The 14,745-nt window shown below is 70.9% G+C and carries 14 protein-coding genes; 10 read left to right on the forward strand and 4 right to left on the reverse strand.

Features of this window, described 5'->3' with window-relative positions; all coding sequences use genetic code 11:
• The first annotated feature begins 127 nt into the window (after nucleotides 1-127).
• The 6 genes from ACZ6RT_RS20045 (at nucleotide 128) to ACZ6RT_RS20070 (ending at nucleotide 4,057) form a co-directional block, all read left to right on the forward strand.
• Complete coding sequence (locus tag ACZ6RT_RS20045) at nucleotides 128-412, forward strand: YiaA/YiaB family inner membrane protein (protein ID WP_399185574.1); 285 nt, start codon at nucleotides 128-130, stop codon at nucleotides 410-412.
• 149 nt (nucleotides 413-561) lie between these two features.
• Nucleotides 562-1,134 carry a TetR/AcrR family transcriptional regulator gene (locus tag ACZ6RT_RS20050; RefSeq protein WP_470155255.1) on the forward strand — a complete coding sequence of 191 codons (573 nt, stop codon included), beginning with the start codon at nucleotides 562-564 and terminating at the stop codon, nucleotides 1,132-1,134.
• Nucleotides 1,135-1,214: 80 nt separating this feature from the next.
• On the forward strand, nucleotides 1,215-1,412 hold the full coding sequence (locus ACZ6RT_RS20055) for a hypothetical protein (protein WP_399185571.1): 198 nt from the start codon (nucleotides 1,215-1,217) through the stop codon (nucleotides 1,410-1,412).
• An 89-nt stretch (nucleotides 1,413-1,501) separates the two neighbouring features.
• Entirely contained in the window at nucleotides 1,502-2,434 is a 933-nt protein-coding gene (locus ACZ6RT_RS20060) for an STAS domain-containing protein (RefSeq protein ID WP_470155257.1), read from the forward strand.
• Nucleotides 2,435-2,632: 198 nt separating this feature from the next.
• A complete protein-coding gene (locus ACZ6RT_RS20065; RefSeq protein ID WP_399185569.1) occupies nucleotides 2,633-3,337 on the forward strand; it encodes a hypothetical protein in 705 nt (234 codons plus the stop codon).
• A 51-nt stretch (nucleotides 3,338-3,388) separates the two neighbouring features.
• The gene (locus ACZ6RT_RS20070; protein ID WP_399185567.1) at nucleotides 3,389-4,057 is read left to right on the forward strand and encodes a hypothetical protein; all 669 of its coding nucleotides are present in this window, start codon (nucleotides 3,389-3,391) and stop codon (nucleotides 4,055-4,057) included.
• A gap of 143 nt (nucleotides 4,058-4,200) precedes the next feature.
• Here the strand turns inward: ACZ6RT_RS20070 and ACZ6RT_RS20075 are convergent, their stop codons facing one another.
• On the reverse strand, nucleotides 4,201-5,232 hold the full coding sequence (locus ACZ6RT_RS20075) for a hypothetical protein (RefSeq protein WP_470155260.1): 1,032 nt from the start codon (nucleotides 5,230-5,232) through the stop codon (nucleotides 4,201-4,203).
• A 203-nt stretch (nucleotides 5,233-5,435) separates the two neighbouring features.
• Complete coding sequence (locus tag ACZ6RT_RS20080; RefSeq protein WP_470155262.1) at nucleotides 5,436-8,174, reverse strand: GcvT family protein; 2,739 nt, start codon at nucleotides 8,172-8,174, stop codon at nucleotides 5,436-5,438.
• 75 nt (nucleotides 8,175-8,249) lie between these two features.
• Here ACZ6RT_RS20080 and ACZ6RT_RS20085 point away from each other — a divergent pair, with 75 nt between their 5' ends.
• Together ACZ6RT_RS20085 and ACZ6RT_RS20090 are read left to right on the forward strand one after the other, a co-directional pair.
• Nucleotides 8,250-9,203, forward strand: coding sequence for a phosphotransferase (locus tag ACZ6RT_RS20085; RefSeq protein ID WP_470155264.1), 954 nt, complete (start codon nucleotides 8,250-8,252; stop codon nucleotides 9,201-9,203).
• Nucleotides 9,200-10,768 (forward strand): amino acid permease, encoded by a 1,569-nt coding sequence (locus ACZ6RT_RS20090; protein ID WP_470155265.1) that lies wholly within the window; start codon nucleotides 9,200-9,202, stop codon nucleotides 10,766-10,768. The genes ACZ6RT_RS20085 and ACZ6RT_RS20090 overlap by 4 nt, the downstream gene beginning before the upstream one ends.
• Before the next feature lie 167 nt (nucleotides 10,769-10,935).
• Here ACZ6RT_RS20090 and lipB read toward each other — a convergent pair whose 3' ends face one another.
• Nucleotides 10,936-11,574 carry a lipoyl(octanoyl) transferase LipB gene (lipB, locus tag ACZ6RT_RS20095; protein ID WP_399185562.1) on the reverse strand — a complete coding sequence of 213 codons (639 nt, stop codon included), beginning with the start codon at nucleotides 11,572-11,574 and terminating at the stop codon, nucleotides 10,936-10,938.
• 15 nt (nucleotides 11,575-11,589) lie between these two features.
• The gene (locus ACZ6RT_RS20100; RefSeq protein WP_386238611.1) at nucleotides 11,590-11,775 is read right to left on the reverse strand and encodes a PspC domain-containing protein; all 186 of its coding nucleotides are present in this window, start codon (nucleotides 11,773-11,775) and stop codon (nucleotides 11,590-11,592) included.
• A gap of 215 nt (nucleotides 11,776-11,990) precedes the next feature.
• Here ACZ6RT_RS20100 and ACZ6RT_RS20105 point away from each other — a divergent pair, with 215 nt between their 5' ends.
• Both ACZ6RT_RS20105 and ACZ6RT_RS20110 read left to right on the forward strand, forming a co-directional pair.
• On the forward strand, nucleotides 11,991-13,562 hold the full coding sequence (locus ACZ6RT_RS20105) for a M28 family metallopeptidase (protein ID WP_470155267.1): 1,572 nt from the start codon (nucleotides 11,991-11,993) through the stop codon (nucleotides 13,560-13,562).
• 95 nt (nucleotides 13,563-13,657) lie between these two features.
• Nucleotides 13,658-14,745, forward strand: a 1,088-nt coding sequence (locus ACZ6RT_RS20110; RefSeq protein WP_470155269.1) for a M28 family metallopeptidase, incomplete at its 3' end; no start/stop codon positions are given.

The following is a 14,745-nucleotide window of genomic DNA, read 5'->3' on the forward strand; positions in this document are numbered from 1 at the left end:
GAACGGGGACGAGGAAGGGGAGGGGAAGGGCCGGGGGCCCGGCCACCGAGGGCACGGAGATCGTACTCACGAGTAACTAAGTAACCGCGCCCATGTGCCGCGCACGGATCGCGCCGACGATGGTGGCATGACACGACCGGTGAAGAACACGACGACGACGGCCTTCTACGCCCAGGCCGTCATCTCCTTCGGGCTGTCGGTGACGGCCCTGGCGATCGGCATCACGTACCTGCCCGTGACCGTCTGGGTCCGGTCCTTCATGGCCCTCGGGCTGCTGTACGTGGTGACGTCGACCTTCACGCTGGCCAAGTGCGTGCGCGACCGCAACGAGGAGGCCGCGGTCGTCAGCCGGGTCGACCAGGCCAGGCTGGACAAGCTGCTGGCCGAGCACGACCCCTTCAAGAACGACTGATCCCCGGGCCCCGTCCCGCTCGGGGCGCACCGGCCGGAGGCGCACCCGCTCACTGTCGACAGGTAAGCGGTTCCCGCCCGGCGCTACCCTGGTCCGATCACCCGCGTCCCGCGTACGGGAAGGTCCGGGCGGGAGACAGGAGGTGTCGGGTGGCCAGGCCGTCGGACACCAAGGCGCGCATCCAGGCGGCCGCGAGGGAGCTCTTCGCGGAGAGGGGCGTGCAGCGGACGAGCCTGCGCGACATCGCCGACCGGCTGGGGATCACCAAGCCCGCGCTCTACTACCACTTCACCTCGCGGGAGGAACTGCTCCGGAGCATCGTCCAGCCGCTGATCGACGACATCGACGCCTTCCTGGACGAGGCCGAGGCGGACGCCCCGCGCGACCGGCGCGCTCTCCTGCAGACCTACTTCGACATCATCTTCCGGCACCGCGAGGTCACCGCGATGGCGGTGCGCGAGCTGGCCGCCCTGGCCCACCTCGACCTGGGACGGCGCGTGACGGTCTGGCGGCGGCGGCTCGTCGCCCTGCTCCTCGCACCGGACCCCGAGCCCGATCTGGACGCCCGCGCCCGCGCGATCGTGGCCATCGGCGGCCTCTCGGACTGTACCGTTGAGTTCGCCGACGTCCCGGCCGAACGGCTCGGCCCTCCGGTGGTGGTGGCCGCCGCGCCGGCGGCGCTCGGCGCGGACGCGACGGATCCGGCGGCGACGCGGGCCTGAAGGAGGCCCGAGGGACTCCGGTGTGCGTTCGCAACAATGATAAACGTCACAAAAACATCAAAGGCATCTAAAGTTAACTCATGGTGACTCACCGTACGGCCGTCGTCCCGCTCGACTCCGAAACCTCCGGCGTGTGCCTCTGTGGTCACCGGGCCGACTACGTGATCGAGACGCGCTGGTTCTCCGGCCGGCACTCCCGTGACCCCGTCTGCTCCCCGCACGTCACCGCGGTCCTTCAGGGGATCGCCAAGCAGAACGCCCGCCGTGACGGGGGATGAACGGCAGGTGCCGGGGGACCGGGATCCGCATACCTGGTAAGACGGGGGGAACGCCCGCCCTGTGAACCGCGGGTCTAAGGAGCCTTTCCATGCCACCCGAAGATGCGAAACCCCTCTCCATATCGGCCGACACCTACGGTGACGCCATCGTCGTCCGGGCGAGCGGTGAGCTCGACTACGACTACGCGCGCGTCTTCCGCAGAGAGCTCACCCGGGTGTGGGACATGGGTGACGGCCTGCCGTCGCCCGCGGCTCCGCCCCCGTCCGCCCCCGAGACCCCGACCATCTTCCCCGGAGCCTCCCCCCTCCTCGCGGAGCCCTCCCCCACGACCTCCTCCGTGGACGGCCCCCTCGCCCCGGAGCGTCCCTTCTCCCCCGGGCACCGGTTCGCCCCGGAGACCTCCCTCTTCCCTGAGCGCCCGTTCCCCGGGGAGCGGCACTTCTCCTCGGAGCGCCCGTCACCGCTGGAACCGGGCGTCCCGTCGCCGTTCTTCCCCGCAGGCCCGCCACCGGTCTCTCCCGGGAGTCCGCCACCCGTCTCTCCCGGCGACCCGCCGTTCTCCCCCGGAGACCCGTCGCCCCTCTCCCCGGGCACCCCGCCGCCCCTTCCTCCCGATTCCCCGGAGCCCCCGCCCCCGCCCGCCCCTCCGGCGCCCCCTTCCCCGGACTCCCCTTCCCCGGACTCCCCGGACGTGCCGCCGTCTTCGGAGACGTCCCCCGGCACCGCGGGCGGGACGACGACCCCGGCCGCACCCCCCTGTCTCATCCTGGACCTGACGGGGATCACCTTCTGCGACTCGACCGGGCTCGCGGAGCTGCTGTGGAGCCTGCGCCGGAGCCAGGAGACCGGGACGCGCCTCGTGGTGGCCGGGGCGAGCCGGACGTTGCGTCACATGCTGGCGACCACCGGGCTGCTGACCTATTTCACGATGGCCGACTCCGTGGAGGAGGCGCTGCGCGAGGCAGGGACGAGCGCGGCCGGGGAAGAGCGGGTCCCGGAGGAGCAGGTCCCGTCCCCTTGACCATGACGGGGCCGGACGAGGAGAGCGGCGGCACCGGCACCGCGGGCCCCAGCGGCCCGAAAAGCCGCCCGGGGAGCACCCGAAAGGCGTCCACGGAAGCCTTAATACGTATGTCGTTAAAACGCCCCCATTGGCCTTACAACTGAGTCAATATCTTCTTACGGGAAAATCCACTCTTCGTCGAAAGTGGGGGTCCCGATGCGGAAGACACCGCCGCGGGCGACCGCGGAAGCACCGCCCGAGGCTCCACCCGCGCCGCCCGTGGAGCCCAGGGAGTTCGTCAGCCTGCTGGCCGTCGACTTCACCGGCACCTACCAGGTCTACCTGGCGGCCAAGGACGAGCGGATCAAGATGACCCGGTTGTCCATGAGCCTGCTCGCCGCCCCGTTCGCCGCCGCGGTCGCGCTGGCGAGCGCGAAGGTGGTCAGGCCGGACGCGCTGGCCGCCTGGGAGAGCGTCCCGTGGTACCTGTTCGCGACGGTCGCCGCGTTCGGGCTGCTCAACGTGCTGCCCTTCCTGCGGCTGATCGAGGCGGTCAACGCGCACATGAGGACGGCGCGGGCGCTCAACAACTTCCGACTGCTGTACGTCCTTCCCCTCAAGGACCACTTCTCGACCCTCGGCTGGAGTCCGAACCTGCCGGTCGATCCCCGCTATCCGGAGACGTACGCGCCGCTGGCGTGGCCGGGGATCAACGTGATGATGCTGGCACTGGTCAACGGCTCCTACATCGCGGTCGGCGTGCTCGGGCTGATCGGGGCCGAGCCTACCCCGGCCCTGCTGCTGGTGATCATCGGGTTGCTCGCGCTGATCCACTATTTCGTCTACTACGTGCGCGCCAACGTCTCCCGGCAACGCCGGCTCCCACACAATCCCTACCATTTCCCCAACGTGGAGACATGAATGCCCGACCTCCTCAGGTTCGCGTCTTGTGGGGAGACGTGGATCTGGCTGATGCGACACGTGACGGACAGCGGCGGTCCCGCCCTGGACGACCGCGGCCCGATCATCGAAGCCCCGGCCGTACTGTTCGAGATCAACGCTCTGAGCTGGGACGATCCCATCCTGAGATGCCACGGCGACCCGGGGAAGATCCCGCTGTACGCCAGCAAGTTCAGTGAGCGGTCGATCGTCCCGCCGTTCAAGTACAGCTACGGGGGACGGCTGCGGCAGTTCCTCGGCGTCGACCAGCTCGGCTGGATCTCCGACGTGCTGCGCTCCAAGCCGTACACCAAGAGCGGCTGGATCTCGCTGACCGCTCCCGGCGAGCCTCCCGACGCGGTGCCCTGCCTGACCAGCCTGGCCTTCCGGCTCCGGGCCGGGCGTCTGGTCATGACCGCGGCCTTCCGGTCGCAGAACGCGTTCACCTGCTATCTCAACTACGTGCCGCTCCGCGGGATCCAGAGGGAGGTCGCGGACGGCCTCACCGTGGGCTGCGGGCCGATGCGGATCTTCGTCGACGTGCCGCACATCTACACCGCGGACGAGGAGCGGGTGAGAAGGATCCTCCGGCCCGCGGAACGGGCCGGCCCCAAGGGAACGACCGGGCCGAAGGGGAAGCCCGGACCGAAGGGGACCGGCGCCCGGCTCCGGCCGGCACAACTGCCCCGGCCGGTGCCCTGAGCCGGACGGCACCCCGGCCCGGGCGGTGACCCGGCCCGGGCGGTGACCCGGGCCAGGGGCCGATCCGGGTGCCCTATCCGAGCGCCCCATTCGAGCGCCCGATCCGAGCGCCCGATCCGGGGAACGTCCGGCCCCGCGGGGTCTCACGGCCCGTGACCGTGCTCGTGGGAACCGTGGGCGTCCTCGGCCGGGGTGGTGGCCCCGCCGGCCTCCGGGTCCGGGGCGGTGACCGCGGTGAACACGGCGGTGCGCACGGTCCCGGCGTGCTGGAAGTCCAGGAAGAGACGGTACGTCCCGGAACTGGGCACCTCGGCGTAGAAGGTGATGTCCGGGCCGGGCGCGGTGCGCCCGTCACCGGGCGCGCCGTCGGGGTGCACGTGCAGGTAGGCCAGGTCCCCGTCGCGGAGCGCGACCAGATGGCCGTACGCGGCCAGGTAGGGCTGCAGGTCGGTGACGGGCCGGCCGTCCTCGGCGATCGAGAGCGTGAGCATGCTGGTACGCCCGGCGACGAGGCCCCCGGTGAGGGTGACGGTGTAGTCGCCCACCTTCGCGGTCCCGGCCGGAACGGCGAGCGGTTCCGGCCGGTAGTCCCCCGCGACCGACAGGTCCATGCCGAGCGTCATGGCCCGGCCGCCCTCGGGGGCGAAGTCGGCGAAGGCCCGGTACTCCCCGGCGGAGGGAAGCTCCAGCGGGACCGACCAGATCCCGCCCCCCTTCTGGACGGGGTGCAGGTGCTGGAATCCGGTCAGGTCGCGGCGGACCACGATGAAGTGCAGCTTCTTGTCGTGCTGGACCGCGAACTCGTCGACCGGGTGACCGTCGGGACCGATCACCGAGAAACGGAAGTCGGTCCGCTCACCGGCCTTCACCTCGTCCGTCTCCGGCAGGAGGCTGTACCCGCCCTGGGAGATCTGGAGCCCGCCGGGCACGACCGGCGCCCGCGCCGTCGGCTGCGCGGTGCCGGGCGGCGCGGCGTTCCCCGCGTCCGGCGCGGCACCGTGACCGGTGTGCCGCCCCGCACCCTGGCCCGCGTCCCGGTCCGCACCCTGGGCGGGGCCGCGGGTGGCCTCCACCGTGCTCGCGACCGACCCGGCCATCCGGCCCGTCCCCAGGGCGCCGCCGAACACCACGACCAGCCCCAGCGCGTACGCGCCCACTCTCATCGCGCCGTTCATCACCCTCCTCATACCCTTAGGGGGTATTCGTCCGTTCATCCACGGTGTCCCGTCACCACCCTTTCGAACGGCCCCGGAGGGCATCGAGAACGCCGGTCTCCGTGACACAGGATGGCCGATGCGCACGGTGCCGAGGGGGCGTACGGGAAATCGGGCACCGGTGACGCCCTCGCCTCCCCGGGGAGGCGAGGGGGCCGGGAGCGTCAGGAGGGCAGGTGGCGGATCCGCTCGGAGGACGGGTCGTAGAGGGGTTCCGCGACGACGGCGGCGTCCGTCCAGACGCCGGTGACGCCGACCTCCACCCGGTCTCCGGGTGCCGTGCCCGCGGGCAGGTAGGCGTAGGCGATCGAGCGGTCGACGCGGTGGCCGTACCCGCCGCTGGTGACCCGTGAGACGGGCAGGCCGCCGGAGCGGACCGGCTCACCGCCGAGGCAGACCTGCCGCGGGTCGTCCAGGACCAAGCAGAACAGGCGCCGCGCGGGCGCGGCCCCTGCGGGGGCACCGGAAGCGCCCGAGGTGCCGGGGGTGCCGGGGGTGCCGGGGGTGTCCGCGGTGTCGGGGGTGCCGGGGGTGCCGGGGGTGCCGGGGGTGTCGGCGGTGTCGGGGGTGCCGGGGGTGCCGGGGGTGTCGGCGGTGTCGGCGGTGCCGGTGTTCGAAGGGCCGCGGGAACCATGGCCCTCCAGGGCGGCGCGGCCGAGGAAGTCCTTGTCGCGGGCGACCGCGAAGCCCAGGCCCGCCTCGTACGGCGTGGTCTCCGGGGTGATGTCCAGCCCCCAGACGCGGTAGCCCTTCTCCAGGCGCATCGAGTCGATCGCGCGGTACCCGGCCGGGCGCATGCCGAACGGCGTCCCCGCCTCCATGAGCGTGTCCCACAGCGTCAGCCCGTACTCGGCGGGGCAGTACAGCTCCCAGCCGAACTCGCCCACGAACGTCACCCGCTGGGCCAGTACCGGGACGTTCCCCACGCTGATCTCCCGGGCCCGCAGGTAGCCGAAGGTCAGGTCGTCCGGGCAGACCGAGCCGAGGATGTCGAGGGCCCGCGGGCCCCAGAGGCAGTAGCAGGCGTGGGCCGAGGTCACGTCGCGGACGTCGAGGCCCTGGCCGCGGAGCCAGGCCGCGTCGTGGACGCCGAACGCGGTGCCGGTGACCAGGCGGAAACGGTCCTCGGCCAGGCGGGTCACGGTCAGGTCGGCCTCGATGCCGCCCCGCGCGTTCAGCAGCTGGGTGTAGACGACCGAGCCCACGGGCCGGTCGATCCGCCCGGCGCACGCCCGCTGCAGCCCCTCCAGCGCACCGGGTCCCGCGACCTCCAGCTTGGAGAACGAGCTCTGGTCGAACAGCCCCGCGGCGTCCCGGGTGGCCAGGCACTCCCGGCGGACGGCCGGCGACCAGACCCGCCCGGCCCATCCTTCGGGACGGTACTCCGAGCCGTCGTCGCCGTCCCGGCCGCCGCCGTCCCGGCCGCCGCCGTCCCGGCCGTCGTCACTGTCCCGGGCGGGGACGCCGGACGTGTCACGGTCGCCGGACGTGTCCCGGCCGTCCGGGGTGACGCCGGAGCCCCCCGGGCGCGCGTTGGACTCGAACCAGTTGACCCGCTCCCAGCCGGACTTCTCGCCGAACGCCGCCCCCAGCTCCACGTGCCGTACCCAGGCCGGGGAGCGGCGGAGCGGCCGGGCCGCGGTGCGCTCCTCGCCGGGGTAGACGATGTCGTAGTACGTCGAGTACGCGTCCAGGGCCCTGGCGCGGGCCCAGGAGGCCGAACGGGCGTGACCGGAGAAACGGCGCAGGTCCATGGCGAACACGTCGTACTCGGGCGAGCCGTCCACGATCCACTCGGCCATCACCTTGCCCACGCCGCCCGCCGCGGCCAGGCCGTGCACGCAGAACCCGGCCGCCGCCCACAGTCCGCGGACCGGGGTCTCGCCGAGCAGGAACTCGCCGTCGGGGGTGAACGCCTCGGGGCCGTGGACGACCTTGACGATCTCGGTACGGGCCAGGCCGGGAACGCGCCGCACCGCCGAATCCCACGATTCCTGAAATTTCGGCATATTCGGGGAAAAGAGGGTTCTAGGCTCCTGCAGCGGCTCGGCCGTATCCCATATCTCAGGGTCACGGATATATCCGCCGACCAGAATCCCGCCGCCCTCCTCCCGAAAATAAACAATGTTGTCCGGATCCCGCACCGTGGGCATGAAGGAGGAGACCTCGAAAGGCTCGGTGACGACATACTGATGCTTGATCGGCACGACCGGGACGTCCACCCCGGCCAGCCGCCCGACCCGGCCACTGGCCGCGCCCGCCGCGATGACCACGGTCTCCGCCTGGACCGACCACTCCTCGGTCTCCCCGGCCTCCCCGTCGCCCCGCGCGAGCCGTACGCCGGTGATCGCGCCGCCCACCACATCGAGCCCTGTCACCCGGGTCCCGGTGAGGATCCGCACGCCCAGCTTCTGCGCCCCGGCCGCCAGCGCCCTGGCCAGCAGCGCCGGGTCCAGCCAGCCGTCCCCGGGCAGCCAGAGCGCGGCCCGCACGTCCTCGACGTTCAGCAGCGGGAGCCTTCGCCCCGCCTCGGCGCCGGAGAGCATCTCCAGATCGAGCCCGTAGGTCTCCGCGGCCCCGGCCAGGCGCAGCGACTCCTGCACCCGTTCTGGCGTGGTGGCCAGCCGCAGGCCGCCGACCCCGTGCCAGCCCGGGTCCAGACCGGTGAGCTCGGCCAGCTCGGGGTACAGGCCCGCCGAATACATGATCATCTTTGTCTGGGTGACGGTGGAGCGGAGCTGACCCACGAAACCGGCCGAGTGCCAGGTCGTCCCCTCGGTGAGCTCGTGCCGTTCCACCAGCAGCACCTCGGTCCAGCCGAGCCGTGCCAGGTGGTAGGCCACGCTGCACCCGGCCACCCCGCCGCCGATCACGACCGCCCGCGCAGAGCTGGGAAGTTTCAAGGTTCGCAACCCCTCTGTAACACCGTGCTCGCAAAATCGGATCAATGGTCTGAAGGTAGGCCAAAGGAGGGCAGCATGCCAGATCTCCGGGCGGACGTCCGCGCATGGGCCGGGCAGCCCGTGACCGAGACGCCGATCAAGGGGGGTCTCAGCCACCGGATCGTCCGTCTCGACGCGGCGGACGGGCGGCGATGGCTGCTGCGCGTGCTGGACCCCCGGGTGTCCGAGGCCGGCCTGGGCATCCCGATCGAGCAGGAGATCGCCAACACCGTGCGCGCCGCCGACGCCGGGATCGGCGCCAGGGTGCTGCACCGCCTCCCCGACGCCCTGGTGCTGGAGTACCTCGACGGCGTCACCCTGGACGCGCACGCGGTACGGCGGCTCCCCGGCCCGATCGCCGCGGCCTGCCGCCGGCTGCACGCCGGCCCCCGGTTCGTCAACGACTTCTCCATCTTCCGCAAGCTGGACGAGTTCCTCGCCCTGTGCCGTACCCACGAACTGGACGTACCCGACGGCTACCTCGACCGCCTTCCCGCGGCCGCGGAGATCGAACGGGCGCTGGCCGCCGATCCGCCGCCCACGGTGCCCTGCCACAACGACCTGCTGCCGGAGAACCTCATCCGCTGCGGCGACGAGGTCAGGATCGTCGACTACCAGCTGTCGGGGAACAACGACCCGGCCTTCGAGCTGGGCGACATCGCCGCCGAGGCCGACTACGACCCCGACCTGACCGCCCGGCTGGCCCGCGCCTACCTCGGCGCCGACGACCGGCGGTTCACCGCCCGGGTCAGGCTCAACCTGATCATGTCCAACCTGACCTGGACGCTCTGGTTCGCCGTGCACCACGGACTGTTGAGGGAGCAGGCGGCCGACGCCGACTTCGACTACCGGGCCGAGGCGGCCGACAAGTTCTCGCAAGCCGTACGGGACCTGGACGACCCGGGGTTCGGACGGCTCGTCGATCACGTCCGGGGCGCGAGCCCCGGATCTTCACACCCCCCGCACCACCATGCAAGGAGGCTTGAATGACCAAGCCCACATCGGTCGACGAGGACGCGAAGCGGCTCGCCGAACTCGGTTACAAGCAGGAGCTGTCCAGAACCTGGAGCGGCTTCTCCAACTTCGCCATCTCCTTCTCGATCATCTCCATCCTGGCCGGCTGCTTCACCACGTTCGGCCAGGCGTGGAACAACGGCGGCCCCATCGCCATCTCGTGGGGCTGGCCGCTGATCTCGATCTTCATTCTGATCATCGGGCTCTGCATGTCGGAGCTGGTGTCGGCCTACCCGACCGCGGGCGGGATCTACTGGTGGGCCGCGAAGATGGGCAGGCCCGTGCACGGCTGGTTCACGGGGTGGTTCAACCTCATCGGGCTGATCGCGGTGACGGCCTCGGTCGACTACGGCTGCGCGACGTTCCTGAACATCACCCTCAACCGGTTCCTCCCGGGCTGGGACCCCAACCTGAACAACGCGTTCATCCTGTTCGCGGTGATCCTCGTCCTGCACGCGCTGATCAACATCTTCAGCCACCGGCTGATCTCGACGCTGCAGAACGTCTCGGTCTGGTGGCACGTGTTCGGCGCCGCGGTGGTCGTGCTGATCCTGATCTTCGGTCCGGACGCGCACCAGTCGATGTCGTTCGTCTTCACCGAGACGATCAACAACTCCGGCTTCTCCGACTCGTCCTACTGGTTCTACGTGCTGCCGCTCGGCTTCCTGCTGACCCAGTACACGATCACCGGGTTCGACGCGTGCGCGCACGTGTCCGAGGAGACCCAGGGCGCCTCCACCGCCGCCGCCAGGGGACTGTGGCAGTCGATCTTCTACTCGGCGATCGGCGGCTGGATCCTGCTGCTGGCCTTCCTGTTCGCGGCCACCGACGTGAACGCGATCAACGAGGCGGGCGGCTTCGTCGGCGCCATCTTCGACAGCGCGCTCCCCGGCAACCTGGCCACGGCGATCTTCGCGATCTCCACCATCGGCCAGTTCTTCTGCGGCATGAGCTGCGTGACCTCGATGTCCCGGATGACCTACGCCTTCTCCCGGGACGGCGCCATCCCCGGCTGGCGGCTGTGGTCGAAGGTGGACGCCAACCGCACCCCGGTCAACGCGATCGTCTTCGGCTGCGCGGTCGCGCTGGTCCTCACCCTGCCCGCCCTGTACGAGGCCCCCGGCGGGGTGCCGCTGGCCTTCTACGCGGTCGTCTCGGTGGCGGTCATCGGCCTCTACATCGCCTTCGCGATCCCGATCTGGCTCCGGCTGCGGATGGGCGACCGGTTCCAGCCCGGCCCCTGGACGCTGGGACGCAAGTACAAGGTCATGTGCTGGATCGCCCTGATCGAGATCGTGATCATCTCGATCTACTTCATCATGCCGCTGGTGCCGTCCGCGGTGCCGTTCAGCGACGAGTTCACCTGGACCTCGGTGAACTACGCACCGATCGTGGTCGGCGTGATGGTGCTGGGCGTGGGCCTGTGGTGGGTGCTGTCGGCCCGGCACTGGTTCACCGGCCCGCGCCGCACGGTCGACATGGCCGAGGCGTTCGACCCGGCCGGACCGGCGGGCACGACCGGCGGGGACCCCACCGGCTGACCCGCCGTATCCCGTGACGGCCCGGCGCGGTTCCCCGGGGAGCCGCGCCGGGCCGTCACGCGCCCTTGGACGTCCCGGACGTCCCGGACGTCCCGGACGTCCCGGACGTCCCGGAGATCCCGAAGGTCTTGCAGGTCCTTGAGCCCCTGGGGCCGCGGAAGGGACGGTCAGACCGCCTCGAAGGCCTCGGCCACGGCCGCCCGTACCCGGTCCATCGCCGCGGCGTCCGGGGCCTCCCGGCGCATGGAGGTCATGTCCACCTCGGGCATGCCGCAGGCCACCGCCCAGCTCCACGGGGTCAGGTCGCCGTCGACGTTGAGGGCGAACCCGTGGCTGGTGACGCCGCGGCTCTGGCGCATGCCGATGGAGGCGATCTTGCGTCCGGTCTCGCTCGTCCACACGCCGGTCAGCAGTTCCGAGCCCGGCGGCGTGTCGCGGCGTTCGGCCGGGACGCCCAGCGCGCCGAGCGCGCGCACCAGCCTCAGCTCGACCTCTCGGACGTAGTCGACGATCCCCTCGCCCTCACCGAGCTTGACGATCAGATACCCGACCAGCTGGCCGGGGCCGTGATAGGTGAGCTGCCCCCCGCGACCCGTGCTCACGACCGGGATGCCGTGAGACGGGTCGGGCAGGTGGCGCTCGTCGGTCCGCCTGCCCACGGTGTACACCGATGGGTGGCTGAGCAGCCAGAGCGTGTCGGAGCACTCGTCGCGCTGCCGCAGACCGACCAGGTCGGTCATCCGCTCCATGGCCTTCTCGTAGTCGACCAGGTCATCCTGGACCAGGGACAGTGGGCGTCGCCTCATGCCCCCAGCCTATTTTCAGTAGCGAACCGCCGGCGCCTTGGGGACGAAGATCCACATGAGCACGTAGGCGACCCAGAGCGGTCCCGGGATGAGCGAGAGCAGCAGCCAGAACACCCGGACCAGGGTGGGCGGCATGTTGAAGGTCTCGGCGATCCCGCCGCAGACGCCGGCGATTATCTTGTGGTTTCTCGAACGGTGCACGATGTCTCTCCCCGCCTCGGTGTTCTATGTCTCTTCAAACGAGTGGCCGCCTTCTGCCCGTTCCCGAGACACCCCTGAGAAAACCCTGACAGGGTCGGCCCCATAACTTTTCGCCCATCTCAGCCGAGATACGTCTAGGCGATCGGGTTTGGTCACGGTACGTTCCGCCATGTACAGCAACAGGGAATTCCCTCCCGTTCCACCCTAGGAGCGTTATGCGCCTGAGGTTCCGCCGCACCATGGTCCGGACCGCCACCCTGGTCACGGCCATCACCCTCCCCCTCGCCTTCACCGTCCCGGCGAGCGCGGCCCCCGCGACCACCGGCCCCGTCGTCTCCGACGTGCTGGCCAACGTGTTCGCGACACAGATCAAGGGGAAGAACGTCCAGAAGCACCTGGACAAATTCCAGGAGATCGCGACCGCCAACGGCGGCAACCGGGCCGCGGGCACGCCCGGTTACGACGCCTCCCTGGCCTACGTGCAGGACAAGCTGCGCAAGGCCGGATACAAGACCTCCACGACCGACGTCGAGTTCCCGCTCGGCTGGCAGGAGTTCAGCCCCCCGGTCCTGGAGCAGACCGCCCCCGAGGCGAAGACCTACGCCACCCCGGCCGACTTCGTGACCGTGGTCTCCTCCGCCGGCGGCGACGTCACCGCCCAGGTGCAGGTCGTCGACGCGGTCATCCCGCCCGCGCCGACCCCGAACACCTCGACCGCGGGCTGCGAGGCCTCCGACTTCGAGGGCTTCGTCGCGGGCCGGATCGCGCTGATCCAGCGCGGCACCTGCCCGTTCATCGACAAGGCCACCAACGCCAAGGCCGCCGGCGCGGCCGGAGTGATCTTCTTCAACGAGGGTCAGCCGGGCCGTACCGACCCGCTCGTCTTCGACATCATCGAGTGGCGCTTCGACATGCCCATCGTGATGGCGAGCACGGCCGTCGGCCTGGACCTGGCCGACAGCCCGAACACGACCGTGCACCTGAAGGTCGACGCCAGGACCGAGGTCGGCCGTACCAAGAACCTGATCGCCGACTCCCGCTGGGGCAAGTCCGGCGAGATCGTCGCGGTCGGCGCCCACCTGGACAGCGTGCCCGAGGGCCCCGGCATCAACGACAACGGCTCCGGCAGCGCCGCCGTCCTGGAGACCGCGCTCAAGCTGGCCCACGTGCCCACCAAGCACCGGCTGCGCTTCGCCTGGTGGGGCGCCGAGGAGCTCGGCCTGCTCGGCTCCGAGCAGTACGTCGCGGGCCTGTCGCAGGCCGAGCGGGACAAGATCCGGCTCTACCTGAACTTCGACATGGTCGCCTCGCCGAACGACGGCACCTTCCTGTACGACGGTGACGACTCCGACGCCGAGGGCGCCCCGGCCGGCCCGACCGGATCGGCCGAGATCGAGCAGCGCCTGGCGGCGTTCTACGCCAAGCGCAACCTGCCCTTCGAGGGCACCGACTTCACCGGCCGCTCCGACTACGGCGCGTTCATCGCCAACGGCATCCCGGCCGGCGGCATCTTCACCGGCGCCGAGGGCATCAAGACCCCCGAGCAGGCCGCGAAGTTCGGCGGCACCGCCGGTGTCGCCTACGACCCCTGCTACCACTCCGCCTGCGACGGCATCACCAACATCAACGCCGCCGCGCTCGAGCGCAACTCCAAGGCCGTCGGTTACGCCACCGCGTTCTACGCCTACGACCTGACCGGCATCCCCGACCGCAACGCCGCGGCGCTCGCCAAGAGCTCCGCGAGCTCCGCGAGGTTCATGACGGCGCCCGAGGGCGCCGCCCGCTAGCGAGCGGTCACGCGAACGCACCACGGTTTCACGGCGCGCCTCCGCACAGGGGGGCGCGCCGCCCGGGGGACCCCCCACCCTCACATCCGAGGAGCATGATGCGCAAACTGTGGACCACGGGCATGGCGGCGATCCTCGCCATCCCCCTGGCTTTCACCGCCCCGTCGGCGTCAGCGGCCGCCCCACCGGACATCTCGCTGACCGCCGTCAAGGCACATCTCACGCAGTTCCAGTCCATCGCCACCGCCAACGGCGGCAACCGGGCCCACGGCCGTCCCGGCTACCTGGCCTCGGCCAACTACGTCAAGGGCAAGCTGGACGCGGCGGGCTTCACCACCACCCTGCAGTCGTTCACCTACGGCGGCGCGACCGGCTACAACGTCATCGCGGACTGGCCCGGAGGCGACACCAACAACACCCTGATGATCGGCGCCCACCTCGACAGCGTGGCCTCCGGTCCGGGCATCAACGACAACGGCACGGGCAGCGCCGCCATCCTGGAGACCGCGCTGGAGGTCTCCCGCCAGTCGCTGGCGCCGACCAGGCACCTGCGCTTCGCCTGGTGGGGTGCCGAGGAGCTCGGCCTGCGAGGCTCCCAGGCCTACGTGAACGGCCTCTCCTCCACCGAGCGGTCCAGGATCAAGGGCTACTACAACTTCGACATGGTCGGCTCGCCCAACCCGGGCTACTTCCTCTACGACGGCGACAACTCCGACGGCGTCGGCTCGGGCCCCGGCCCGGCGGGCTCGGCGCAGCTGGAGGCGACGCTCCAGGCGTACTTCAGCTCGATCGGCGTGGCCACCCGGGGCACCGACTTCGACGGCCGCTCCGACTACGGGCCCTTCATCGCCGTGGGCATCCCGGCGGGAGGCACCTTCACCGGCGCCGAGGGCACCAAGACCAGCGCCCAGGCCACCCTGTGGGGCGGCACCGCGGGTCAGCCCTTCGACCCCTGCTACCACCGCGCGTGCGACACCATCACCAACGTCAACGACACCGCGCTGAACCGGAACTCCGACGCCATCGCGTACGCGGTGTGGACGACCGCGGTCACGACGCCACCGCCGCCCGCCATCTGGCAGGACACCTTCGAGACGGCGACCGGCTGGACGGCCAACCCGTCCGGCACCGACACCGCCACGGCCGGCGCGTGGGAGCGCGGTGACCCCGAGGCCACCACCTC

Source organism: Streptosporangium sp. NPDC050148, assembly GCF_055586505.1.

Coding starts and splice junctions, on each gene's coding strand:
- ACZ6RT_RS20045 (WP_399185574.1), top strand. CDS start 128: ATGACACGACCGGTGAAGAACACGACGACGACGGCCTTCTACGCCCAG.
- ACZ6RT_RS20055 (WP_399185571.1), top strand. CDS start 1,215: ATGGTGACTCACCGTACGGCCGTCGTCCCGCTCGACTCCGAAACCTCC.
- ACZ6RT_RS20060 (WP_470155257.1), top strand. CDS start 1,502: ATGCCACCCGAAGATGCGAAACCCCTCTCCATATCGGCCGACACCTAC.
- ACZ6RT_RS20065 (WP_399185569.1), top strand. CDS start 2,633: ATGCGGAAGACACCGCCGCGGGCGACCGCGGAAGCACCGCCCGAGGCT.
- ACZ6RT_RS20070 (WP_399185567.1), top strand. CDS start 3,389: ATGCGACACGTGACGGACAGCGGCGGTCCCGCCCTGGACGACCGCGGC.
- ACZ6RT_RS20075 (WP_470155260.1), bottom strand. CDS start 5,232: ATGAACGGCGCGATGAGAGTGGGCGCGTACGCGCTGGGGCTGGTCGTG.
- ACZ6RT_RS20085 (WP_470155264.1), top strand. CDS start 8,250: ATGCCAGATCTCCGGGCGGACGTCCGCGCATGGGCCGGGCAGCCCGTG.
- ACZ6RT_RS20090 (WP_470155265.1), top strand. CDS start 9,200: ATGACCAAGCCCACATCGGTCGACGAGGACGCGAAGCGGCTCGCCGAA.
- lipB (WP_399185562.1), bottom strand. CDS start 11,574: ATGAGGCGACGCCCACTGTCCCTGGTCCAGGATGACCTGGTCGACTAC.
- ACZ6RT_RS20105 (WP_470155267.1), top strand. CDS start 11,991: ATGCGCCTGAGGTTCCGCCGCACCATGGTCCGGACCGCCACCCTGGTC.